The sequence below is a fragment of the Enterococcus sp. DIV1067f genome, assembly GCF_050543505.1.
Lineage (GTDB): Bacteria > Bacillota > Bacilli > Lactobacillales > Enterococcaceae > Enterococcus_D > Enterococcus_D entomosocium.
This window is the reverse complement of sequence record NZ_CP172940.1, coordinates 3144029-3165943: the sequence shown is the minus strand read 5'-3', so window position 1 is coordinate 3165943 and position 21915 is coordinate 3144029. Positions and strand designations below refer to the sequence as shown.

The 21915-nt window shown below is 42.2% G+C and carries 25 protein-coding genes, 1 tRNA gene and 1 other annotated feature; of the genes, 16 read left to right on the top strand and 10 right to left on the bottom strand.

The features are described 5' to 3' along the window. Window positions 1–122 precede the first annotated feature (122 nt). Both IGJ42_RS14605 and msrA read right to left on the bottom strand, forming a co-directional pair. A complete protein-coding gene (locus IGJ42_RS14605; RefSeq protein WP_016612946.1) occupies window positions 123–1187 on the bottom strand; it encodes an iron-containing alcohol dehydrogenase family protein in 1065 nt (354 codons plus the stop codon). 162 nt (window positions 1188–1349) lie between these two features. Beyond that, window positions 1350–1868, bottom strand: coding sequence for a peptide-methionine (S)-S-oxide reductase MsrA (msrA, locus tag IGJ42_RS14600; protein ID WP_429946835.1), 519 nt, complete (start codon window positions 1866–1868; stop codon window positions 1350–1352). 92 nt (window positions 1869–1960) lie between these two features. Here msrA and IGJ42_RS14595 point away from each other — a divergent pair, with 92 nt between their 5' ends. The 9 genes from IGJ42_RS14595 to upp all read left to right on the top strand — a co-directional run bounded on the left by IGJ42_RS14595 (window position 1961) and on the right by upp (window position 9603). Then, entirely contained in the window at window positions 1961–2482 is a 522-nt protein-coding gene (locus IGJ42_RS14595) for an AAA family ATPase (RefSeq protein WP_008379349.1), read from the top strand. Further along, window positions 2479–2910, top strand: a complete 432-nt coding sequence (locus IGJ42_RS14590; protein ID WP_429946834.1) for a GNAT family N-acetyltransferase — start codon at window positions 2479–2481, stop codon at window positions 2908–2910. Before IGJ42_RS14595 ends, IGJ42_RS14590 begins: the two co-directional genes overlap by 4 nt. Before the next feature lie 54 nt (window positions 2911–2964). After that, entirely contained in the window at window positions 2965–3546 is a 582-nt protein-coding gene (locus IGJ42_RS14585; protein WP_008379353.1) for a GNAT family N-acetyltransferase, read from the top strand. 136 nt (window positions 3547–3682) lie between these two features. Beyond that, window positions 3683–4267 (top strand): thymidine kinase, encoded by a 585-nt coding sequence (locus tag IGJ42_RS14580; protein WP_005227882.1) that lies wholly within the window; start codon window positions 3683–3685, stop codon window positions 4265–4267. 3 nt (window positions 4268–4270) lie between these two features. Beyond that, window positions 4271–5344 (top strand): peptide chain release factor 1, encoded by a 1074-nt coding sequence (prfA, locus tag IGJ42_RS14575; RefSeq protein WP_005227884.1) that lies wholly within the window; start codon window positions 4271–4273, stop codon window positions 5342–5344. After that, window positions 5337–6194 (top strand): peptide chain release factor N(5)-glutamine methyltransferase, encoded by an 858-nt coding sequence (gene prmC / locus IGJ42_RS14570; RefSeq protein WP_016621930.1) that lies wholly within the window; start codon window positions 5337–5339, stop codon window positions 6192–6194. The genes prfA and prmC overlap by 8 nt, the downstream gene beginning before the upstream one ends. 176 nt (window positions 6195–6370) lie before the next feature. After that, entirely contained in the window at window positions 6371–7399 is a 1029-nt protein-coding gene (locus tag IGJ42_RS14565; protein ID WP_430615777.1) for an L-threonylcarbamoyladenylate synthase, read from the top strand. A gap of 81 nt (window positions 7400–7480) precedes the next feature. After that, window positions 7481–8725 (top strand): serine hydroxymethyltransferase, encoded by a 1245-nt coding sequence (gene glyA, locus IGJ42_RS14560; RefSeq protein WP_008379359.1) that lies wholly within the window; start codon window positions 7481–7483, stop codon window positions 8723–8725. Between the two features lie 248 nt (window positions 8726–8973). Then, on the top strand, window positions 8974–9603 hold the full coding sequence (gene upp / locus IGJ42_RS14555; protein ID WP_005227894.1) for a uracil phosphoribosyltransferase: 630 nt from the start codon (window positions 8974–8976) through the stop codon (window positions 9601–9603). Between the two features lie 175 nt (window positions 9604–9778). On the opposite strand, the gene IGJ42_RS14550 is transcribed toward upp, so the two are convergent. Continuing rightward, the gene (locus IGJ42_RS14550) at window positions 9779–10015 is read right to left on the bottom strand and encodes a hypothetical protein (protein WP_005227896.1); all 237 of its coding nucleotides are present in this window, start codon (window positions 10013–10015) and stop codon (window positions 9779–9781) included. 126 nt (window positions 10016–10141) lie between these two features. On the opposite strand from IGJ42_RS14550, the gene IGJ42_RS14545 reads away from it, so the two are divergent. Further along, window positions 10142–10214, top strand: a tRNA-Thr gene (locus tag IGJ42_RS14545). Between the two features lie 102 nt (window positions 10215–10316). Here the strand turns inward: IGJ42_RS14545 and IGJ42_RS14540 are convergent. From IGJ42_RS14540 to IGJ42_RS14510, 7 genes are read right to left on the bottom strand one after another with little or no spacing between them, the layout of a single operon-like run. Then, window positions 10317–10832 carry a YjbQ family protein gene (locus tag IGJ42_RS14540; RefSeq protein WP_430615776.1) on the bottom strand — a complete coding sequence of 172 codons (516 nt, stop codon included), beginning with the start codon at window positions 10830–10832 and terminating at the stop codon, window positions 10317–10319. Between the two features lie 4 nt (window positions 10833–10836). Further along, window positions 10837–11529 (bottom strand): triose-phosphate isomerase, encoded by a 693-nt coding sequence (locus tag IGJ42_RS14535; RefSeq protein WP_086316612.1) that lies wholly within the window; start codon window positions 11527–11529, stop codon window positions 10837–10839. Further along, a complete protein-coding gene (locus IGJ42_RS14530) occupies window positions 11529–12377 on the bottom strand; it encodes a class II fructose-bisphosphate aldolase (protein WP_061053343.1) in 849 nt (282 codons plus the stop codon). Before IGJ42_RS14530 ends, IGJ42_RS14535 begins: the two co-directional genes overlap by 1 nt. Window positions 12378–12389: 12 nt before the next feature. Further along, window positions 12390–12674, bottom strand: coding sequence for a PTS sugar transporter subunit IIB (locus IGJ42_RS14525; protein ID WP_010749080.1), 285 nt, complete (start codon window positions 12672–12674; stop codon window positions 12390–12392). Between the two features lie 12 nt (window positions 12675–12686). Then, complete coding sequence (locus IGJ42_RS14520; RefSeq protein ID WP_016612941.1) at window positions 12687–14027, bottom strand: PTS galactitol transporter subunit IIC; 1341 nt, start codon at window positions 14025–14027, stop codon at window positions 12687–12689. Window positions 14028–14042: 15 nt separating this feature from the next. Beyond that, window positions 14043–14498 carry a PTS sugar transporter subunit IIA gene (locus IGJ42_RS14515; protein ID WP_005233600.1) on the bottom strand — a complete coding sequence of 152 codons (456 nt, stop codon included), beginning with the start codon at window positions 14496–14498 and terminating at the stop codon, window positions 14043–14045. Between the two features lie 2 nt (window positions 14499–14500). After that, complete coding sequence (locus IGJ42_RS14510) at window positions 14501–16444, bottom strand: BglG family transcription antiterminator (RefSeq protein ID WP_429946833.1); 1944 nt, start codon at window positions 16442–16444, stop codon at window positions 14501–14503. 554 nt (window positions 16445–16998) lie between these two features. On the opposite strand from IGJ42_RS14510, the gene IGJ42_RS14505 reads away from it, so the two are divergent. The 6 genes from IGJ42_RS14505 to IGJ42_RS14480 all read left to right on the top strand — a co-directional run bounded on the left by IGJ42_RS14505 (window position 16999) and on the right by IGJ42_RS14480 (window position 21901). Beyond that, window positions 16999–18183, top strand: coding sequence for an FtsW/RodA/SpoVE family cell cycle protein (locus tag IGJ42_RS14505; RefSeq protein ID WP_086316609.1), 1185 nt, complete (start codon window positions 16999–17001; stop codon window positions 18181–18183). 9 nt (window positions 18184–18192) lie between these two features. Next, window positions 18193–18570, top strand: coding sequence for an arsenate reductase family protein (locus IGJ42_RS14500; protein WP_008379379.1), 378 nt, complete (start codon window positions 18193–18195; stop codon window positions 18568–18570). Then, on the top strand, window positions 18552–18890 hold the full coding sequence (locus IGJ42_RS14495) for a glycine cleavage system protein H (protein WP_010749086.1): 339 nt from the start codon (window positions 18552–18554) through the stop codon (window positions 18888–18890). The genes IGJ42_RS14500 and IGJ42_RS14495 overlap by 19 nt, the downstream gene beginning before the upstream one ends. Window positions 18891–18967: 77 nt before the next feature. Beyond that, window positions 18968–19217, top strand: a binding site (T-box leader). Between the two features lie 71 nt (window positions 19218–19288). Beyond that, window positions 19289–20323, top strand: coding sequence for a methionine ABC transporter ATP-binding protein (locus tag IGJ42_RS14490; RefSeq protein WP_429946832.1), 1035 nt, complete (start codon window positions 19289–19291; stop codon window positions 20321–20323). Continuing rightward, window positions 20316–21002: a methionine ABC transporter permease gene (locus tag IGJ42_RS14485; protein WP_005233617.1), complete on the top strand. Its 687-nt coding sequence runs from the start codon at window positions 20316–20318 to the stop codon at window positions 21000–21002. The genes IGJ42_RS14490 and IGJ42_RS14485 overlap by 8 nt, the downstream gene beginning before the upstream one ends. Window positions 21003–21046: 44 nt before the next feature. Continuing rightward, window positions 21047–21901, top strand: coding sequence for a MetQ/NlpA family ABC transporter substrate-binding protein (locus IGJ42_RS14480; protein ID WP_010749087.1), 855 nt, complete (start codon window positions 21047–21049; stop codon window positions 21899–21901). The last annotated feature ends 14 nt before the right edge of the window (window positions 21902–21915 follow it).

Sequence of the window (21915 nt, the reverse complement as noted above, 5' to 3'; positions counted from 1 at the left end):
AAGAACATGCGCAGCCAGGATCGCTACTGCGTGTCAGTTTGATCAAATAAAAAAACTGTTTCCGAAATGCATTAGGGAAACAGTTTTTTATTGATATAAAGTTGTTTAGCAATTTGTACGGTTTACAGCGCCTCTACTGCTTCGATCGCCTGATAGACTTTTTCGGGTGTGATCGCAGGATCAATCAAAATAAAGGTTTCTTCTTCCTTGACAGCATAGGTCAGAACCGAGGCGAAGTAATCCCGATCAAGGCGTGTCACGTGGAGATCCTTCAGCTTCATCGGCAAGTGCAAAGCTTCGTAAAACGGCCGTAATTCTTCAATCACATCAAAATCATTGGTATAGGCAAGCTGGACCCAAATGCAGTAGGCGACTTTATTGCCGTGCAAGACACTATGGGTCTCATTCAAATAAGACAAGCCGTCATGCAGCGCATGCGCACCGGACGTGCGGCCAAACTCTACTGCAAAACCGCCAACTTCGCCTGCCAAAGCAATGATCGCGTCGGTGATGCGGGCAAAGGCGGGTGTCAGCTGCCCAGCTTCTAGGTCTTTGACAGCTTGGATCGCATCGGCAATCAGCAAGTTTTTGATCAAAAGAGCGCTTTGGAAACCTAGCCGTACTAAGGCAGTCTTGTCGTCTTCTGCCATGTTGCGGACGATGGCTTCCATTTCATAATATTTGGCTAAGGTATCAGCGATCCCTGCGATAAAGTAATCAACAGGTGTGGCTAGTAAAAAACGGGTGTCGACGATCGTCATGTAGGCACCTTTTTTGGCATAGTCGATTTTACAAATCGTATGATCGGGGTAATAGGCGACGATCACCGGGGTAAAGGGCGCACAGTTGGAAACCAATGTAGGGATCACGATCAGCTCTGCGCCAAGGGTTTGGGCGGTGATTTTTGCTGTATCAGCGACCTTGCCGCCGCCGATTGCCACCACGGCATCTGCTTGCTGGATCGCTTCAGCTAAGGTTTGCGCATTTTCATAACTCGATGATCCATCGTAGCGGTAGATCGGGTAGTCAAATGAATGAGGGTAATAGTTCGAAAACACATCGAATGACTGCTCCCCAGTAATTACTGCTACCTCTTGGAACTCTCGTAAATACTCCGGCAAATCAATTAAGACCCCATCGCCCGTAATATAACGGTTTGGACCTGGACGGACTTCATTAGCTAACATCAAACAAACACTCCTTTATAATCGTCAGAATTTTCTAATCAGTGTAGCGCGAAAATGCCCTGACTGTCAATTTCCTTTTTGGGAAAAAACAGAAAACAGCCGATCTGCTGACGAGGCAGATCGGCTGTTAGTGATGAATTGTAAGGAACGTTCCCCAAAATGTTAAGCCCAGTTTTGGCGAATAAAGCCGGCTCGACCGGAGCCTTCGCTATAAGCATTGTAATGGGCTGCATTTTTTTTGTAAAAATCTTGATGATAATCTTCTGCAGGATAAAAAGGTTCTGCTGGTTCGATCTTCGTTACGATCGGACGGTCAAAGCGGCCGCTAGCTTGCAACTGCGCCTTTGATTTTTCCGCAGTCGCTTTTTGTTCTTCACTATTGTAAAAAATCACTGGACGATAGGAATCACCACGGTCGGCAAACTGACCAAACGCATCCGTGGGGTCTGTCTGCTGCCAATAGATGGCAACTAATTCTTCATAAGAGATGACTTCAGGATCAAAGGTGATTTCAACTGCTTCGGTGTGACCGGTGGTACCTGTCGTTACTTGTTGGTAGGTTGGGTTAGGGACATGGCCGCCAGTAAAGCCCGAAACCACTTTGAGGATGCCTGGCTGTGAATCAAAAGGCTTCACCATGCACCAAAAACAACCACCAGCAAAAATTGCCGTATCATTCATAGGTATTCCTCCTTTGCTTCTATGGTATGCTTCTAGTAGAGAAAAACAAGAGATATGCTTAGATAACTTACTAACGAAGAAAGGAACCGCCCATGGAAAGCATGTTAATTTTACTACGGGGGAATTCTGGCAGCGGAAAAACCACTATTGCCAAAGCTGTTCAGCACGTTTTTGGGGAAGAGGCAGTGCTGATTTCACAAGATGTTTTTCGGCGAGAAATTTTTTGTGTCAAAGATACCCCTAATAATTTAGCCAGCGGTTTGATGAAAGAAGCTGTCCTATATGCGAAGGGGAAAGTGCCGATGATACTTGTTGAGGGGATTTATTCTCGTGAAAAATACCAAGACTTTCTCGACTTTCTAATGAAACTCTTTCCCCAAAAAAAGCTAGTTTATTATTTTGATCTTTCTTTCGAGGAAACGGTCAAAAGACATCAGACCCGAATGCAGCGAGACTATTTTTCCGAGGAAGCGATGCGTAAATGGTGGCTTGAGCGAGACTTGCTTTTCCCAAAAGGATCTTCAGAGGAAAGACTGATCAAAGAAGGCCTAACGATAGCAGAAACGGTCGATCAGATCATCGCAGATTATCAAGAAACAAGAAGGAGTGATTGAATATCGCGCGAATCATTGAACAAGGAACAGACCAAGAATTGGCTGCGTTAGAAACAGCATTAACAGCATACACAAAGCATCAAAAACCATTTACACAAACAGAGACCTATCAGAACTTTAGCAGTGTAATCAAAAAAGAGGGTGTGGTGATTGCTGGTGGCATTGCCTACGCCTCAATGTATAATATCGGCTATCTTGACACCCTGTGGGTCAAAGCATCCGAGCGGGGAAAAGGGTATGGCAAGCAGATTCTTACGGATCTTGAACAGCAGTTGAAAGCATTTGGCTGTGAAAATTGCCAGACGGCGACTTTTGATTTCCAAGCACCAGATTTTTATCAGCGAGTGGGCTATGAAGAAATCGGGAGAATCGCCCATACGCAAAATCAGCTAACAGAAATTTTTCTAGTAAAGAAATTACGTGATTGAATCCCAAAGAAACCGTTGAACAAGGACGAAACCAAGGAAAGAGAGGCACAACCAATGTTAGATAAATCAATTCCATATGCAGAAATCTGGATGAAGCGAGCACACAAAAGCACACCGATCCAGCCCATTCAATCCGATAACTATTCGCTACGCAGCTACCAAGCAGGAGACGAAAGGCACTGGGCACGGATCGAAACATCCGTCGGAGAGTTTGACAATGAGGAAGAGGCATTGGCGTATTTTGAAAAAGAATTTATGCCCGAGCAAGCACAGCTAGGACAGCGAATGTTTTTTGCCCTTGATCAAACAGGTACACCGGTCGGCACGGCTACCGCTTGGAAAAAAGCCAAGCAAGACGGTACACCGGTTCCGCTAGTCCATTGGGTAGCAGTAATGCCGCAAGCTCAACGTCAAGGGATCGCTCGCGGCTTGGTCACGCAAGTCGTTTCTGTCTTAGAGGCAGCCAACGAGCCGATGTATCTTCATACGCAAACGTGGAGCCACGCAGCAATCAAGCTCTACCAGCAGCTCGGTTTTGTGATCATTGCAACGGATATCAATGGGAATGAAAATCCAGAATATCCACTGGCTTGTCAAGTATTGGCAGAAGTGGCCAGAAAAGCCAGAAATGATTAAGAAGTACCGGCAGCAAAAAATCCGTTAACTTTTCGTAAAACTCTTGCGTAAAAGGCGGCGTGTGTCGAATTTAAGTCTGTAAAAATTCTCCTTTTTCAAGTATAATACCAAAGGAGTATGAGGAAGGATGGGCGAGATGGCACAGCTTTTTTTTAAATATGGCGCAATGAATAGTGGGAAAACGATCGAGATACTGAAAGTTGCTCACAACTATGAAGAACAAGACAAACCAGTCGTGATCATGACAAGTGGATTGGACACGAGAAGCGGCGTGGGAAATGTTTCGAGTCGCATCGGCTTAGAGCGAGACGCGATCCCGATTTTTGATGAAACGGATCTATTTCATTTGATCAAAGACCTCGGTTATAAACCTTATTGTATTTTGATCGACGAAGCACAGTTCCTAAAGAAGCATCACGTGCTGGCTTTCACCAAAATCGTGGATGAGTTAGGTATTCCTGTAATGGCCTTTGGCTTGAAAAATGATTTCCGCAATGAATTATTTGAAGGCTCAAAATACTTGCTGCTTTACGCAGATAAAATCGAAGAGATGAAAACCATCTGCTGGTTCTGTCATAAAAAAGCAACCATGAACTTGCACTATATCGACGGAAAACCCGTTTACGAGGGCGATCAAGTACAAATCGGCGGCAATGAAGCGTATTATCCAGTTTGCCGCAAGCATTACTTTCACCCGGGAATGAAAAAAGAAGGAGAATAATCAATGTATGATCAGTTACAAGCAATCGAAGACCGTTACGAAGAATTAGGCGAATTACTAAGTGATCCAGCCGTGATCTCTGACACCAAACGCTTCATGCAGCTTTCAAAAGAAGAAGCCAATACACGGGAAACGGTGGAAGTCTACCGCCGTTACAAAGAAGTCGTTGAAGGAATCAAGGACACTGAAGAAATGCTTGGGGAAAACCTAGATGCAGAAATGGCTGAGATGGCCAAAGAAGAACTCTCTGACTTGAAAAAAGAAAAAGACGTTTTAGAAGAACGCATCAAGATTTTGTTATTGCCAAAAGACCCGAATGATGACAAAAACATCATCATGGAGATCCGTGGTGCAGCTGGCGGCGACGAAGCAGCCTTATTTGCTGGCGATCTTTTCAATATGTATCAAAAATATGCGGAAAACCAAGGCTGGAAAGTCGAAGTCATGGATGCCAACGTCACTGGGATCGGCGGCTACAAAGAAGTCATCATGATGATCACTGGCGACAACGTCTTTTCAAAATTGAAATATGAGAGCGGCGCCCACCGAGTGCAGCGGGTACCATCTACCGAATCACAAGGCCGAATCCATACGTCTACGGCAACGGTCGTGGTTATGCCCGAAGCTGAAGAAGTCGAAATCGATATCGCAGACAAAGATATTCGGACCGATATTTACCATGCCTCTGGTGCTGGTGGTCAGCACGTCAACAAAACAGCTTCTGCTGTTCGTTTGACTCACTTGCCAACAGGGATCGCTGTTGCGATGCAAGATGAGCGTTCACAGCTGAAAAACCGTGAGAAAGCGATGAAAGTCTTGCGGGCACGAGTCTATGACCAAATGCAGCAAGAAGCGCAAAGCGAATACGATGCAAACCGTAAATCAGCAGTGGGTACCGGCGATCGTTCTGAACGAATCCGGACCTATAACTTCCCGCAAAACCGCGTAACAGATCACCGTATCGGGTTGACTATTCAAAAATTGGATCAAATTTTAGCTGGAAAACTCGATGAAATTGTTGATGCACTGATCGTTTACGATCAAACATCAAAATTAGATGAGATGCAAAATGGCTAAAACCTATCGAGAAGTCCTTTCACGGGCTTCTTCTTTTTTAGAAACGAAAGGACTGGACGGGTATGCGATCCAATACCTGTTTTTACAGCGAAAAAACTGGCAGCAACTCGATTGGCTGCTGCAGATGGACCAACCCATCCTAAGGGAAGATGAGGCACAGATCGCAGCAGATCTTGAACAGTTGCTACAGCATGAACCCCCGCAATATTTATTGGGGTATGAAGAATTTTATGGTCATCGCTTAAAAGTAACCCCTGCAACCTTGATCCCGCGTCCAGAAACCGAAGAGCTGGTGGAAAACTGTCTGGCAAAACTACCAGCAGATCAGCCGCTACGAGTCGTTGACATTGGCACGGGTACAGGAGCGATCGCCATTGCCTTAAAATTGGCACGTCCCCAGTGGTCGGTAAGTGCCGTGGATCTTTCAGCAGAGGCGTTAGCCGTTGCTAAAGAAAATGCGACAGCCTTAGGTGCAGAGATCCGCTTTTTCCAAGGAGATACCTTGGAGCCTGTGGCAGATCAGCAATGGGATCTGATCGTTTCCAACCCGCCGTATATCAGCGCTGAAGAGTGGCCGCTGATGGATATCAGTGTACGGGAAAAAGAGCCTAAAATGGCGCTTTTTGCTCAAGAACAAGGATTGGCGATCTATAAGCAATTAGCACAGCAAGCACCGAAGTGTTTGGCACCAAGTGGGCAAATGGCGCTGGAAATCGGCTTCCAGCAAGGACAAGCTGTTCAACAGCTTTTTGCAGCCGCTTTTTCCAACAAAGAAGTTACCGTAGTAAAAGATCTTGCGGGTCAAGATCGGATGGTGTTTGTCAGTCATCCACAAGATGTGGATAAATAAATTTTTTTTGCTACAGAAAAAGTGCAAAAACCTTATGAAATGAACAATTTGGGAATAAATGGAGTTATAAACAAGGTTATCCACACTTGACAAACGACTTATCCACAAAATGTGGATAAGAAACGAGAAAATGTTGATAAGTGTGGAAACTTCTCAAAAAAGGATGTGGATAAATTGTGGAAACAAAAATTTTTGATCAATCACAGTTAAACGAAGCAGCAGCTATCTTAGCTGAGGGGGGATTAGTGGCGTTCCCGACGGAAACTGTCTATGGACTAGGGGCTAGCGCGCTTTTGCCAAAGGCTGTTGCGCAAGTGTATCAAGTCAAAGGACGACCTAGTGACAACCCTTTGATCGTTCATATTGCCGAGCCAGAGCAGTTGGAACCGTTTGTGGATAACAAGCATCCTTTTGCTGATAAATTGATGGAAACTTTCTGGCCTGGGCCCCTAACCTTGATCTTTTCGATCAAAAAAGACAGCTTACCTAGCATCGTTACTGGCGGCTTATCCACAGCGGCGTTTCGGATGCCCAACAACACCAAGACGTTAGCGTTGATCAAACAAGCCCAACAGCCATTGGTTGGTCCTAGCGCAAATACATCTGGTAAACCAAGCCCAACATCAGCTGCGCATGTTCAGCATGATCTGGCAGGCAAAATCGCTGGCATCTTGGACGATGGGGTGACACAGATCGGTGTCGAATCAACGGTCTTAGATTTGAGTGACCCAACGGCACCGCCGATCATCTTACGCCCTGGTGCAATCTCTAAAGAACAGCTTGAAGCAGTCTTACAAACAAAAGTCCTCGTCGATCAGCATTTAGTAACAGAAAGTGAAGCACCCAAAGCGCCAGGCATGAAATATAAGCACTATGCACCGAATACCAACGTCATGATGGTCAATGAACAAGATTGGTCGGCAGCCATGGCTTGGGCGAGAGAACAGCAGCTTAAGGTAGGTGTTTTAGCTGGACCGACGATCGCCGAGCAGGTCCGCTTCGAAGCTGCAGCCATCTATTTATTTTTTGATGACAGTGTGGAAGCTGCGACAAAAGGGCTGTTTGCGGGGTTACGGGCGTTAGATGAATCGATTGCTGAGCTAGATGTCTTATTCGCACCCACGTTTCCAGAAAGCGGCTTAGGGGCTGCTTATATGAATCGGTTGAAAAAAGCTGCAAATCAAAGTTTCTTTCAAGAAAATTAGCAAAAAACCAGAATTCATTATAGGTAGCTTATGAAGAAATGTGATACAATGCTACCATTAAGGTAAAGGGGTGTTGTAAGCATGGATTATCAAACGTTTGATCCCGAATTGTGGCAAGCGATCGAAAAAGAAACGAATCGTCAACAAAACAATTTGGAATTGATTGCGTCTGAAAATATCGTTTCAGAAGGTGTAATGGCTGCGCAAGGTAGTATTTTGACAAATAAATACGCTGAAGGTTATCCAGGTCGTCGTTACTATGGCGGTTGTGAATTTGTTGATGTGGTAGAAAACTTAGCAATTGAACGGGCGAAAAGTATTTTCGGTGCGGCATATGCCAATGTTCAACCGCATTCTGGTTCTCAAGCCAACACAGCAGCTTATTTAGCGTTGATCGAAACAGGCGATACAGTATTAGGGATGGATCTTTCCGCAGGCGGTCATTTGACCCATGGCTCACCAGTGAATTTCAGCGGCAAGACCTATAATTTTGTTAGTTATGGTGTTGATCCTGCAACAGAAGTCATTGACTACAATGTCGTTCGTATTTTGGCGCGCAAGCATCAACCGAAACTGATCGTTGCCGGTGCCAGTGCTTACTCACGTACGATCGATTTTGCGAAGTTCCGTGAAATCGCTGATGAAGTTGGCGCAAAATTGATGGTGGATATGGCGCATATCGCTGGTTTAGTAGCGGCTGGTCTTCATCCAAACCCAGTTCCTTATGCGGACATCACGACTTCTACGACCCATAAAACATTACGCGGCCCTCGAGGCGGCTTGATTTTAACAAATGATGAAGATTTAGCGAAAAAAATCAATAGTGCCGTTTTCCCTGGTATTCAAGGCGGCCCATTAGAGCACGTGATTGCAGCGAAAGCTGTTGCATTTAAAGAAGCACAAGATGCGTCGTTCAAAGAGTACTCTGAACAAGTCATTCGCAATGCGCAAGCAATGGCGAAAGTCTTCAACCAAGCACCACAAGCCCGCTTGGTCTCTGGTGCAACAGACAATCACCTATTATTGATCGATGTGCGTGGCTTTGATTTGAACGGCAAAGAAGCAGAAGCATTGCTGGATCAAGTCAATATCACCGTCAATAAAAACTCGATTCCTTTCGAATCATTAAGTCCTTTCAAAACGAGTGGGATTCGCGTGGGGACACCAGCGATCACTAGTCGTGGCTTTAAAGAAGAAGATTGTGTCGAAGTGGCGAAATTGATCGTCAAAGTTTTAGAAAAACCAAATGATGAAGCCGTCTTGGCAGAAGTAGCGGCGCAAGTCAAAGAATTGACGGACAACTATCCACTTTACAAAAACAAATAAAATGGGACTGTGACAGAAGTTAAGGTCAGACAAGATGTCTCACGCGTTTTTCCTGCGCTCCAGCTCTTTGATCACCAAAAGTGAAAAAGGGGCTAGAATGAACGCAGAGGCGTGTTACATGCCGTCTTGTCTCCTTCCTTCTAACACAATCCTTTTTTTGAGGAAAAGCAGTATTGCCTGTGGCAGATGGTTGTAACAAGAGCCGATTTGCTTTAAAATAAGAGAAAAACCAAAGGAGATTTTTTTAAATGGGTAAATTTCAAGTAATCGATCACCCGCTGATCCAACACAAATTAACAATGATCCGCGACAAGAACTGTGGAACAAAGGTTTTCCGTGAAGTTGTTAATGAAATCGCAATGTTGATGGCGTATGAAGTGTCTCGCGACATGCCGCTTGAAGATCTAGTGATTGAAACACCAATTGAAGAATCAACACAAAAAACACTATCTGGTAAAAAGGTAGCGATCATTCCGATCCTGCGCGCAGGTCTAGGCATGGTTGATGGTATCCTTGAATTGATCCCAGCCGCAAAAGTTGGTCATATCGGGATGTACCGTGATGAAGAAACGCTAGAACCACACGAATACTTCGTAAAATTACCTGAAGATATCGATGAACGTCAATTATTTATCGTTGACCCAATGTTAGCTACGGGCGGTTCAGCGATCATGGCGATCGACGCACTGAAAAAACGCGGCGCTTCAAACATGAAATTCGTCTGCTTAGTTGCTGCACCAGAAGGCGTGAAAGCATTGCAAGATGCCCATCCAGATGTTGATATCTACACTGCAAATCTTGATGAACGCCTAAATGAACACGGCTATATCGTTCCTGGTTTGGGCGATGCTGGTGACCGTCTATTCGGTACAAAATAAATCAATACAAATAAGACAAAGGCAACTGAAGTTTTGCCTCGTCAATGATGCCATGGAAGAAGATCGACAGCCAAAACGGTTCGATCGGTTATCCATGGCTTTTTTTGCGCTTTTCAAAAAATCAGACAATGAAAAAAGGAGAAAATCAACTGATTTTCTCCTTGCATTAAACGGGTTATAGTTTGGTTAATTGTTTGTAATTGATGATCAATACACCATTACTTTGCGAAACTAATTTCTGGTTTTCTGGGGTTTCGTTCAGCTCGACCACCGCAGAGTTTTTCAACTGCTTTGTGATGGTACCAGTTTGTTTCTTCCCATGGAACGTGAACATGACAGGAGTAGCGACCTCAAACGTTGAACCTTCTTGTGACGGGACAATTGTTGTTTCGAATTTACCAAATGTTGCCATGTAAAAACCTCCTTGATACTTCTATTATATCACAATTTTCGGAAAATTTCAGTAAGTAGATTTTTTTCAGCAGACCTCTTTACAAAACAACCGTTTTTGCATATAATTTTCTTTGTGCCATACAACGCCAGCTTAGCTCAGTTGGTAGAGCAACGCACTCGTAACGCGTAGGTCACAGGTTCGAATCCTGCAGCTGGCATAAGAAATGAAAAACCATGAATCTTCTTTTAGAGGATTCATGGTTTTTCTTTTGCAGGCGATAAGTAATCTCAATTTTTCTTGGTTTCCCCGATAATTGTTCTTATTCGCCCATTAGCATTATATGGCATGTCCTATTTCGCACACGATTTTGATCGAAGTCAACAAAATAGATATAGCCTACGGAGCCGATCTCTAGCTTGCCATTACTTAAAATAAAGCTTTCGCTTGCACCGAAAAAACTCGAGCGAATATGCGCATCGCCGTTTAAAATCGTTGCTGGATCTGTTGGGTAGTTTGGATCGTCCAGACTCATCAAAAATTCTAAATGCTTTGGTCCAGGATAACGATAATCGGTATTTTCTGATAGTTCACGAGGAATAATTTTATCGAGAATTCGGTTTAAATCAACTTGAAGAAATTCATCTCCGTTAAAGTCTGTATCATGCATGTATTCTTCAAAGATAACAGAACAAGTCGTATGGGGAGACTGTACGAGACAGATTCCATTTGAAATTCCGCTTTTTTCAACCATTGCTTTCACTTCTTCTGTGATGTTGTGGTAAGACACTCGATTCCCGATAGAAGTTAACGTCAGTTGCTCTTTTAAAAATTTCACAGTGTTAATCCTCCTTTTTGTGCTTCACCGCTTGTCTGATCATTTCTGTAAGGGTTTGAACTGGATCATCTGCTTGCACAATACCGCTTGTCCCTCCGGTACCATCAGCACCTGACGACAAAGCTTTTTCAACATCGGCAGCACTAGATATACCAGCAGCCTGCAAAATCAGGATTTCTGGATCAATTTCCCGAACAACACGATTTGTTTCCGTCATGTATTGAAGATCACTGGTTTGTCCTGTCCCAATTAGTTCGGTTGGCTCGCAAACCATCACATCGGGTTTTAGGGAAGCCGCGGCTCTCGCTTCAGTCAATGAATTCGCACAGACAATTGTTAAGAGACCCAATTCATTTGAGCGCTGAATCGCTTTAGTCAGTTCTTGCAATGTCATGGGGTGTTCAGCATGGTTTAAAAAGGTAGCTTCAGCTCCGGCTTCTGCCACTGCTTCGGGTAAAACATAGCCCATTCCACGACCGATTTCGATTCCGTCTAAGTGTTGGACAGTGACGAATAAATGTGTTGTTGCCTGTTTAATTAAAGAAACGTCTGCATGCTGAACAGTAAATAGAATGTCGATGTCATACAAAGATGACAACTCATCAGCAGCTTTTGCCAATGCCAATGCTTGTTTTCCATAAAGATAGGCTTTGGGATTGATGACAAAGAATGGCGATCTTAAAGTTCTTTTTTTCATTAGCTTTCTCCTTCACGATAAGGTTTGGTATGAAAGACTGTAAAATAGTGCTCGAGTGTCTTGGACATTCCATTGCTTGCTGAATGAAGTAAATCGAAATAGTCATTTGGTTGATTTTTGTGAATTTCATTCATAGCAGCAGTGACAAAGTCAGTAAAAATATTTATTTTCCGGATACCTTCTAAGGCACATTTTTCAAGGTTTTCATCGCCAGAAGAGGATCCGCCATGCAGAACAAGAGGAACATTGACGGCATGGTGTATTTCCTTTAAAACGTCAAAATTTATTTTGGGTATCCCTTGATAATGTCCGTGAGAGGTGCCAATAGAAACTGCCAACGAATCAACCCCGGTTAATTTGGCAAATGTAACAGCCTCAGAAGGTTCTGTGTAAATAGATTGACTATTTACGGCTGATTCCAGACTGTTTTCCGACCCAACGTGCCCGATTTCGGCTTCAACAACGACACCATTTTTATGAGCGTAATCGGCGATCTCCTTTGACCGACGGACATTTTCTTCAAATGGCTCCTCAGAAGCATCGATCATTACGGAAGTAAAACCTAAATGAATGGCTCTTTTGATGACCTCTTCATCGGTACCATGATCTAAGTGCAAAGCGATAGGTACAGTGCTTTTCTTTGCCAAAAATTTTCCAATCATGGCAGCCTCTTCTAAAGTCAACATGTTCATATGGGACTGAGCGAAGGCCAATATCAAAGGCTTGTTTAAACGTTCAGCAGTCTCCGCGTATGACCTTGCACTAGTTAAGTCGAAAAAATTTGCTGCAGGTAATGCATAATTGTGTTTTTCTGCATGTGCGAATAGTTCTTTTGTTGTGACCAACATAGGGCATTCTCCTTATTCTTTGATTTTCTTTTCGATTTCCGCGTACATTTCTTCTGTACCAATCCCTGTTAAGAGTGGCAGCCCCATAATTACGCGATCTTTGATTGAGTCTGGAACAACCGTTGTACTCACCACGATGTCATAGTTATCAATTTTATTCATCTCATCTGCCACTTTGGATTGATACAGTTTCACTTGATCAGTCATCCCTTTTTCTTTCAGCCATTCTTTTACCTTATTTGTTACAATTGTTGAAGTTGCAACACCTGTACCGCACATAATCAATAGTTTTTTCATTATCATTTCCTCCTATAATTTCGATGTTTGTTTCTTGGGACGAATTTTATTTACATAAATCAATCCAAACAAAACAGAGACGCCAATTATGGCTAAACCGCCCCAGCTTAATATTTTGGTTAAGCCGACATAAAGGAATGTGGTCCATAAACCACCTTCAGCCATAGCAGTGATCATAGAGTTTCCTTGTAGATCAAAGTTTGCGGATCGAGCAGCAGTAGTGACAAGCGGTGCTGCCCACGAAGTAATATAGAGAATGCTTACCATATAAATCGTTCCAGCAATTACTGTTCGAATGATGTTTCCTCCAAAAACAGCAGCCATCAAGCAAATCAGAAAGGGAATGGTTGCTAAATCACCAAAAGGCAAGGTCGTATTGCCAGGTAGAACTACGGCTAACAAAATAGTGATCGGAACTAGCAGCAATGAGGAAGAAAGGACAGCTGGATGACCAACCGATAATGCTGCATCCATACCGATGTAAAGCTCTCTTCCAGGAAACCGTTTTTTGACGAATTCATTTGCAGATTCAGAAATAGGCGTTAGACCTTCCATCAGTAAAGCAACCATTTTAGGCATCAAAACCATCACAGCGCCTGTTTGGACGGCTAATTGGCCGACACCTGCTGTGTCATATCCGGCAAGTATTCCCATGATGAGACCAATCAAAAAGCCCATAACAGTAGAGTCACCAAAGACACCAAATTTTTTCTGAATGGTTTCTGGATCTGCTTTCCAATCTTTTAGTCCTGGAATACGATCAAAGAGCCAATTCATCGGAAGTGCAAAGATGAATCCTGGTGCGGCGGTACCATGAGGAAAAGTGATATTAGGAAATCCGTAGAACTTATTAATGATCGGACCTAAAATATCTCCCATTAAAAGAATCATCATCAAATAGATGACGGTGGCCGCGATCCCCATTGCAAAGTCTCCAGTGAGGGCATAAATCAGAGAAGAGATGAAGGCTGCGTGCCAAATATTCCAAATATCTACATTCAATACTTTAGTCAGCCCTAAAATGATGAGTAAAACATTTAGGACCACACCAATCGGAATCGCAAGGCTTCCTAAAATCGTCCCGTAAGAAATTGCCGCTGCGGCAGGCCATCCGACATCAATCGTTGTCAAATTTAATCCTAGACGTTCAACCATATGTTGGGCGGCAGGACCCAAGCTGCTGCTTAGAAGGTCAATCACCAAATTCAATCCAACAAACCCGACACCAACAGTTAAGGCTGAAGTAAAGGCTTTGCCAGGCTTGGTTCCCAAAATTATTCCAAAAATAAAAATTAAAATAGGCAAAACAACGATTGAACCTAGATCAACGAACCACTGTAATGCATTTAACATAATTGTTCCTCCTTTTTATTGCAGTCCATTTTTTTCAATAATCGAAAGATACGCTTCTTTAGTCGTTACTGAGGATAGGGCTTCCAAAACCCCTGGTGTTTGAAACATAGAGATAAGATTTTGTAGCATACCCAATTGCTCATGTGGTTCCTTCAATGCAAGCATGAACAACAGAGATACATCGATTTTCTTTTCTTGCGAACCCATTTCAATAAATGAAAGGGGAGAGGCAAGTGACATAAAAGCGACTTGGGATCGTAAAACAAATTTGCTGTCCGTATGTGGGATCGCTACCCCAATGCCGTTAATTTTTAAACCTGTAGGAAAGGTTTCTTCTCGCTGTACGATATTTTGATAGAACTGATCATTTACACAATGAGTTTTGATGAGTTCGTCTGCTAATAGTCGAAAAGCTTCCTCTTTTGTTTTAGAATCTTTTTCAAGTAACACGATTTGGTGATCAAAAAACATGATCAATTTCCTCCTCTTAACAATCTTTGATACAGTTCTTCTTGCGTTTGACTATTAACGATCCATTGAATTTCTTCGGCTGAGTTAAACAATCCGTAAATCGAAGCGATCAACTCTTTTGCCTCGATCATGTTTTCTTCAGCAATCGCAATCAAAACAATTAGTTGGATTTTTGTGTCTCCCCAAGTAATTGGCGCATCGAGGGTGAGAAAAGCAAGTTTTGTTTCTTTCACTGTATGTGGATCAGCATGTGGAATGGCTACTCCCGTCTTTAAGCCAGTGCTTCCTAGTTCCTCTCGTTCAAATAGAGAATGCTTAAATTTTGTTGTAACAAGCTTTTTTTTCAGATAATCATCTGCTAAAAAATCCAGTACATCTTTTTTTGTTCGAAACTTTTTTTTGACAAAAAGGAAAGTAGGATCTAAATATTTTTGTAATAAAGTCGTTTTCTGGTATTTTTTTGAGTAAAAATTTTTCTCATTCTCATTAAGATTAGATATCTTTGCTGAGATTCTTCCTATTTCTTCGGTAGTAGGAAGCGGCGAAATATAAATAACTGGCGGTGCTGTAATGTCTAATGGAATAGTTGATATGATCAGATCAACAGCTTCAAGAGATGTACTGGCCAGTTTACTCAAAGGAATGATCTCCAATACGGTATCAGCAGCGATCGTCTGTTTGATACGGTTAAAAATCAACTCCGATGTAGCAAAACCAGATTGGCAAACAATTAGTATATGGTTAGTAATTTTTATCTTTTCAAAGGCTAGCTGAAAATGGATCGTCAGAAAAGAAACTTCGTCTTCTGTTAATAAGATTTGAAATCGCTCCTCTAAATCTCCAATTGCATATTTGGTCAATGTATACATTGTTGAGTATTGTTTTTTGATACTTTTTATCAGTGGGTTTTTCAATAAAATTCCTGTCTTTGATCGATGGATCATGGGAACGATATGAGCCAATAATGTTTGCAGCAATAATTTATCTTGTGTCAGATCTGCGTTTAACATATGTGACATTTTTTGAATAATTTGTTTCGTACAATTTGTGATAGTAGATTCGTGAGGCTCATCCATTTGACCAAAAGGCTCGATGCCGTGTGCTAATAACAAGGAACACACATATTGAATATCTGTATCACTAAATTGAACAGGTAGTTGCTGTTGGATCATTTCAGAAAAATCAACCGCGATCATATAGAATTTCATTCGTCTAAGTTCGTCAAATACTAGATGCTCTTGTTTTTCAATGTGTTTATCTATAAGAAGTCTTGAAAGAAAAATTCGCAATGAAAGCTTCAAAGATTCAATAGAATAATTATTGACTGGATGGCCGATTGTTTGAGTCATGTCTGAGACAAATTTCTTCGTTAAATCGAGAACCTTAGAGTCAAAGAGATTGTTGACCAAAAGATTTTCACTGGCTTTGGCGTCGGTATACTTCTCTAAAAAAGATTTGAATACGTTTTGAGCAGCAGATTCAACTGAGGTTAGCTTGAGTCCGCTAGTAGTCATTTTTGTTGATACTTGATGGAATCGACAGAAAGCAACGATTTCATCAACATCTTTCTTTATTGACTGGTTGCTAATATAAAAATATTCAGAGAATTCCTGATAATGCATTGGTTTTACTGAAAACAGATAGTTAGCGAAAATAAAGATTTTACGATAATTAGGTGAAAATAGTTCGAGTTTAGTCTCTTTTTTTGCTAACAATCGATAACCATTCTGTTTTGCTGATTCAGAACCAGATAAAAAGATTCCTTTTCTTGGGACTTTTTTGATAGCTAGTCCCGAATCTTTTAGTTTCTTTTCTAAAGTCGTTAAATTGTTATAAACCGTTTTTTGGGATACATTTAACTGCTTTTGAAAAAAAGAGGCAGGGCGAAACTCCGTTTGTTCTAATAGTAGTTGCAACAGTAGTTGTTCTCGATTATTTAAAATCATTGGTTCACCTCCGGAAGCGCTTCCTTAATTGTATTCTAGTGAAATTATGTGGTGGCGTAAATAACATTTCATTACCACATTAATGTGGTAAATAGGCTCGTCGTGCATCAATTTATATTCTGAGCAACTTAAGGGAAGTAGTCACAGGCTGCTATTTCTTTGAAACGAAAATAAGGTGGCAATTTTTGACTGATTTAAAGTTGCTTTGTTCGGTTACATTGAGCAAAGAATAATTAAAATAAAGAAGAATACTTAGAATAAGGTGTTTTATTAATAAGAAGAATAGACGAATTCAGCGAGTTTTAATAGAAAAATATGTCTCTGTACTTCCTATCTAGTACATATACTATCGTCTTATTCTGATTGATCAGATATGCATCAGAACAGAGTGCTTCTTTCGTTGTAATTCTAAACAATTTTAGATTGTTTTTAACCCTCTTTTCCCGAAAATCATTAAAGTTTCTAAATTTTTTGTGAATGCTCATGGACAATCCTTTCTTTTCTCCTCAATTATCACTATAATGGATAAAGATTCTACAGAAGAGAGTGTGGACATGGAAAATTCACGAATAAAAACGAACGATAATCGAATTGACTACGGTGTGATTCTACCCGTATTTTTATTATGTCTGATTGGTTTGGCGTCCCTATATGTGGCGCTGACACACGATCCGAATAATCCGAATATGATGCGAATGTTAGGGTTTCAAGCTTTATGGTATGTGTTAGGCGTTGTTGCCGTGATCATTATCATGCAGATCAAATCAAAATGGCTCTGGAAATTGACGCCCTATATTTATGGAGCTGGGCTAGCCGTTATGTTGGCGCTGCTGAAATTTTACAACCGGACGATGGCTGCCTCGACAGGGTCGAAAAACTGGTTTAGTTTCGGTCCCTTTACCTTGCAGCCTTCAGAATTGATGAAGATCGCCTATATTATGATGTTGGCGTTAGTCGTCACGCAGCACAATGTCAAGCATCGGGAACGGGATCTGAAAACAGATGGGTTGCTGATTGCAAAAATGTTAGCCGTCACGATCCCAGTATTGATTCTGATTACCTTACAAAACGACTTTGGTACGATGTTGGTCTTTCTAGCGATTTTCGGTGGGGTCTTCTTGATGTCAGGAATCTCATGGCGAATCATCGTGCCAGTGATTGCAGCATTTGTGATTCTCGGTGGTGGAACGATTTTCTTAGTGACCACCGATGTTGGTCGTGAGTTTCTGTACAATACAGGAATCTTTAAAGAATACCAATTCGCCCGTATCGATTCGTGGCTAGATCCTTTTCATGATACCCAAGGGCAATCCTTCCAATTGGCGTATGCTCTGATGGCGATCGCTTCTGGCGGGATGTTCGGGAAAGGATTTAATGTCAGCGATGTGTATGTACCGGTCCGAGAATCCGATATGATCTTTTCGGTGATCGGTGAGAATTTTGGGTTTATTGGCAGCGCATTTGTCATTTTATTGTATTTTATTTTGATCTACCGGATGATCCGGGTATGTTTCGATACCAACAATGAATTTTATGCCTACTTGGCAACTGGGATCATTATGATGATTCTCTTCCATGTGTTTGAAAACATTGGCGCAAACATCGGTCTCTTACCGTTGACGGGGATTCCACTGCCGTTTATCAGCCAAGGAGGATCTGCCCTATTAAGCAATATGATTGGGATCGGTTTGATTTTATCGATGCGCTATCAAGCTGAGACCGCACCAAAAACACTTTAAGGAGTTCACATGATTACATTTTATTGGTACCCAAAATGCAGTACATGCCGAAATGCGAAGCGTTGGTTAGAAGAGCACGAGATTCCCTTTGAAGCGATCGATATGGTGGCCACACCGCCTCAACCGGAACAATTGCTGGCTTGGATTCAATCAAGCGAAGCACCGTTAACCCGTTTCTTTAACACAAGCGGCATGAAATACCGTGAATTGCAATTAAAAGAAAAAGTGCCGACCATGACTGCCCAAGACGCAGCCGATGTGCTGGCAACCGATGGTATGTTGATCAAGCGCCCACTACTCGTTAGCGGCGACCGCTTTTTGATTAATGGATTTAAAGAAAATGAATATGAAGGAGTCTTACAAGAATCATGGAAAAGAAATGCTTAAGAAAAAAAGATAATTTGTGGGTTTTGTTTAACGGGAAAGAATATTGTGTCGGTTTAACAAAAGAAGCGCAAGAAGAACTTGGTGCGGTCACGTTTGCTTCGATTCAAAAAGCAGGAACTGCTTTAAAACAAGGAGAGACCCTTGTTGAGCTGGAAGCGGAAAAAGCAGTCAGTGAATTTCCAAGTCCATTGACGGGCGTGATTTCTTCCGTAAATGAAAAAATCGATCAATCCATTGATACCTTAAATGATGAAGACGAAATGAACGCTTGGCTTGTCAGCTTCAAAGAGGTTGACCCAAGTCAATTTGAAGCCTTGTAAGTCAAATCTGTAAAAACGACTATTTTTTCAAAAAGAATTGACAGTCGGATAAGACGTTGCTATAATTTGCTCAATAAATGAATGCTTTGAAAAGAAGAGTACATGTTCTTAACGTACACAGAGAGCCCTGTTTGGTGCAAATGGGCAACGGAGAGAGGATGGAAGATGGTCTTTGAGCATGATAGGTGAGTGGAAACAAGCCTATCACGGGAGGCACCCGTTACAGTGCAGCAGTATGCGAAGCAATTCAAGTACTGAGCGAGGCTGTTGATGCGAATCGACAGTAAATCAAGGTGGTAACGCGGAAGTTGTGCTTTCGTCCTTTGTAACAGTATAATGTACAGAGGATGAGAGCTTTTTTTGTGTTTAACCAACCAAAGAGGAAAGATGGGAATAACATGGCATTAATCGAATTGTCGCATGTAAAAAAGTCATTCGGCAAAAAGCAAACGGCTGTCCACGCCGTCAATGATGTTTCACTGCAAGTGGAAAAAGGCGATATCTATGGAATCGTCGGCTACTCTGGTGCTGGGAAAAGTACATTAGTTCGTTTGTTGAACGGCTTAGAATTGCCGACAGCAGGAGATGTAGTCATTAACGGTCAAAATATTTTGGCATTGAAAAACAAAGAATTGAGAAACTTCCGCAAAAAAATCGGCATGATTTTTCAGCACTTTAATCTATTATGGTCTCGAACGGTGGCGGAGAACATCGAATTGCCATTGGAGTTGGCAGGCGTTGAAAAAGCAAAACGACGGCAACGGGCGCAAGAGCTGATCAAGTTAGTTGGGTTGGAAGGACGGGAAACTGCCTATCCGGCACAATTGTCTGGCGGACAAAAGCAAAGAGTCGGGATTGCTCGTGCATTAGCGAATGAACCAGAAATTTTGCTGTGTGATGAAGCAACGAGTGCGTTAGATCCACAAACAACAGAAGAAGTGTTGGATCTCTTACTTTCCATCAATAAAAAATTGCATTTGACGATCGTGCTGATTACCCATGAAATGAACGTCATTCGTAAAATCTGCAACAAGGTCGCGGTGATGGAGCATGGGCAGATCGTTGAAGAAGGATCAGTACAATCGGTTTTCCGTAACCCGCAGCAAGAAGTGACCAAACGTTTTGTTCAGCAAGATTTGGAACCAGAAGAAGATGTTGAAGAACTACGGCAAGCCTTCTTACGAGAAAATCCGCAAGGGCATTTAGTGACCTTGACCTTTACACAAGACAACGCCAATGAACCAGTGATTTCACAAGCGATCCACCGCTTTCAGATCGATGTCAATGTCGTTTACGGAAAGATCCAACAAACCAATGAAGGATCCTTCGGCGGCTTGACGGTCTTATTGACAGGTGAAGCAAGTGAGGTCGAAAAAGCGATCGCCTTTTTCAAAGAGCAGCAAGTGGGCGTGGAGGTGATTGAACGTGGATAAGTCATTTGTAGAAACCTATTTTAATTTTGAAAAAGTCGACTGGACCAACATGCAGCAAGCCACTCTGGACACTTTGTTTATGACTTTTTTCTCAATGGTTTTAGTGGTTGTGATCGGTTTGCTTCTAGGATTGGCGCTTTATTCACTAGGGCGTAAACAAACGGCGGGAGCCAACATTTTCTATAATGTGGTTTCCATCATCAGTAACGCCTTTCGCTCAACGCCATTCATGATTTTGATGGTCTTGATCATTCCGTTTACAACATTATTAGTCGGTTCGTTCCTAGGGGCAAAAGCAGCGATCCCAGCATTAGTTTTATCGGCTGCGCCGTTTTATGCTCGGATGGTGGAAATTGCTTTTCGTGAAGTCAATCCTGGTGTGATTGAAGCCGCCGAAGCGATGGGCGCCAGTTACTGGGAGATCATTTATAAGATCGTGATTCCAGAAAGTGTTCCGGCATTGATTTCAGGACTGACGGTCACAACGATCTCAATGATTGGTTATACCGCCATGGCAGGTGCGATTGGTGCCGGTGGGCTAGGCGCTTTGGCTTGGCAAGAAGGATTTCAACGTGGAAATTACACTGTTACGCTTGTTGCAACAGTGATTATTTTAATTATCGTTTTCATTATCCAAGGGGTCGGCGATTTCCTTGCGAAGGCCACCGATAAACGGTAAATGAAACGAAGAACAAAAAGTGGAAAATATGGGAGGAAATGGATATGAAAAAGATTTTTGGTATTGCAACAACCTTATTGTTAACTGCCGCTTTAGCTGCTTGTGGAACGGGCTCAAATTCAGGAAGCTCTGATTCATCTGCGGCTGAGGGAGAATCAACAAAATTAGTGATCGGTGCATCGGTTACGCCTCATGCGGAAATTTTAGAACAAGCCAAACCTTTACTAGCAGAAGAAGGCATTGATCTTGAAATCAAGACCTTCGATGATTATGTGTTGCCAAACAAAGCATTGGAAAATGGCGATATCGATGCCAATTACTTCCAACACATTCCTTACTTGAACAAACAAATCGCAGACAATGGCTATGACTTTGTTAATGCCGGTGCGATCCATATCGAGCCAATGGGTCTTTACTCAAAACGAATCTCTGATATTTCAGAACTAGAAGATGGTGCAACGGTTCTTACTTCCACTTCTGAATCTGACTGGGGTCGTATCCTAACGATTTTACAAGATGCTGACTTGATCACCTTAAAAGACGGCGTTGATACAGAAACGGCAACCTTTGATGATATTGCTGAAAATCCGAAAAACTTAGAATTTAAACATGACGTCGATCCATCTCTTTTGGCGACTGCTTATCAAAACGACGAAGCAGACCTAATTGCCATCAATGCGAACTTCGCATTCGGGATCGATTTGAACCCAGCGGATGATTCTGTTTTATTAGAAGCGGATAATTCTCCTTATGTCAACGTGATCGCTGTCCGCAGTGGTGACGAAGATAGCGACAAAATCAAGAAATTGATCGAAGTGCTTCATTCAGACGAAATCAAAGATTTTGTTGAAGAACAATGGCAAGGTTCAGTGAAAATCGTTGATGCTGACGCAAAATAATTCACTGATAGTAA

Bases quoted from the DNA above. Each gene is read 5' to 3' on its own strand.
- IGJ42_RS14605 (WP_016612946.1), bottom strand. From the start codon at position 1,187: ATGTTAGCTAATGAAGTCCGTCCAGGTCCAAACCGTTATATTACGGGC.
- IGJ42_RS14495 (WP_010749086.1), top strand. From the start codon at position 18,552: ATGGAAAAGAAATGCTTAAGAAAAAAAGATAATTTGTGGGTTTTGTTT.
- glyA (WP_008379359.1), top strand. From the start codon at position 7,481: ATGGATTATCAAACGTTTGATCCCGAATTGTGGCAAGCGATCGAAAAA.
- IGJ42_RS14480 (WP_010749087.1), top strand. From the start codon at position 21,047: ATGAAAAAGATTTTTGGTATTGCAACAACCTTATTGTTAACTGCCGCT.
- IGJ42_RS14530 (WP_061053343.1), bottom strand. From the start codon at position 12,377: ATGTTGGTCACAACAAAAGAACTATTCGCACATGCAGAAAAACACAAT.
- IGJ42_RS14595 (WP_008379349.1), top strand. From the start codon at position 1,961: ATGGAAAGCATGTTAATTTTACTACGGGGGAATTCTGGCAGCGGAAAA.
- IGJ42_RS14520 (WP_016612941.1), bottom strand. From the start codon at position 14,027: ATGTTAAATGCATTACAGTGGTTCGTTGATCTAGGTTCAATCGTTGTT.
- msrA (WP_429946835.1), bottom strand. From the start codon at position 1,868: ATGAATGATACGGCAATTTTTGCTGGTGGTTGTTTTTGGTGCATGGTG.
- IGJ42_RS14505 (WP_086316609.1), top strand. From the start codon at position 16,999: ATGGAAAATTCACGAATAAAAACGAACGATAATCGAATTGACTACGGT.
- prmC (WP_016621930.1), top strand. From the start codon at position 5,337: ATGGCTAAAACCTATCGAGAAGTCCTTTCACGGGCTTCTTCTTTTTTA.
- IGJ42_RS14550 (WP_005227896.1), bottom strand. From the start codon at position 10,015: ATGGCAACATTTGGTAAATTCGAAACAACAATTGTCCCGTCACAAGAA.
- prfA (WP_005227884.1), top strand. From the start codon at position 4,271: ATGTATGATCAGTTACAAGCAATCGAAGACCGTTACGAAGAATTAGGC.
- IGJ42_RS14535 (WP_086316612.1), bottom strand. From the start codon at position 11,529: ATGAAAAAAAGAACTTTAAGATCGCCATTCTTTGTCATCAATCCCAAA.
- IGJ42_RS14515 (WP_005233600.1), bottom strand. From the start codon at position 14,498: ATGTTTTTTGATCACCAAATCGTGTTACTTGAAAAAGATTCTAAAACA.
- IGJ42_RS14580 (WP_005227882.1), top strand. From the start codon at position 3,683: ATGGCACAGCTTTTTTTTAAATATGGCGCAATGAATAGTGGGAAAACG.
- IGJ42_RS14500 (WP_008379379.1), top strand. From the start codon at position 18,193: ATGATTACATTTTATTGGTACCCAAAATGCAGTACATGCCGAAATGCG.
- IGJ42_RS14490 (WP_429946832.1), top strand. From the start codon at position 19,289: ATGGCATTAATCGAATTGTCGCATGTAAAAAAGTCATTCGGCAAAAAG.
- IGJ42_RS14510 (WP_429946833.1), bottom strand. From the start codon at position 16,444: ATGATTTTAAATAATCGAGAACAACTACTGTTGCAACTACTATTAGAA.
- upp (WP_005227894.1), top strand. From the start codon at position 8,974: ATGGGTAAATTTCAAGTAATCGATCACCCGCTGATCCAACACAAATTA.
- IGJ42_RS14585 (WP_008379353.1), top strand. From the start codon at position 2,965: ATGTTAGATAAATCAATTCCATATGCAGAAATCTGGATGAAGCGAGCA.
- IGJ42_RS14525 (WP_010749080.1), bottom strand. From the start codon at position 12,674: ATGAAAAAACTATTGATTATGTGCGGTACAGGTGTTGCAACTTCAACA.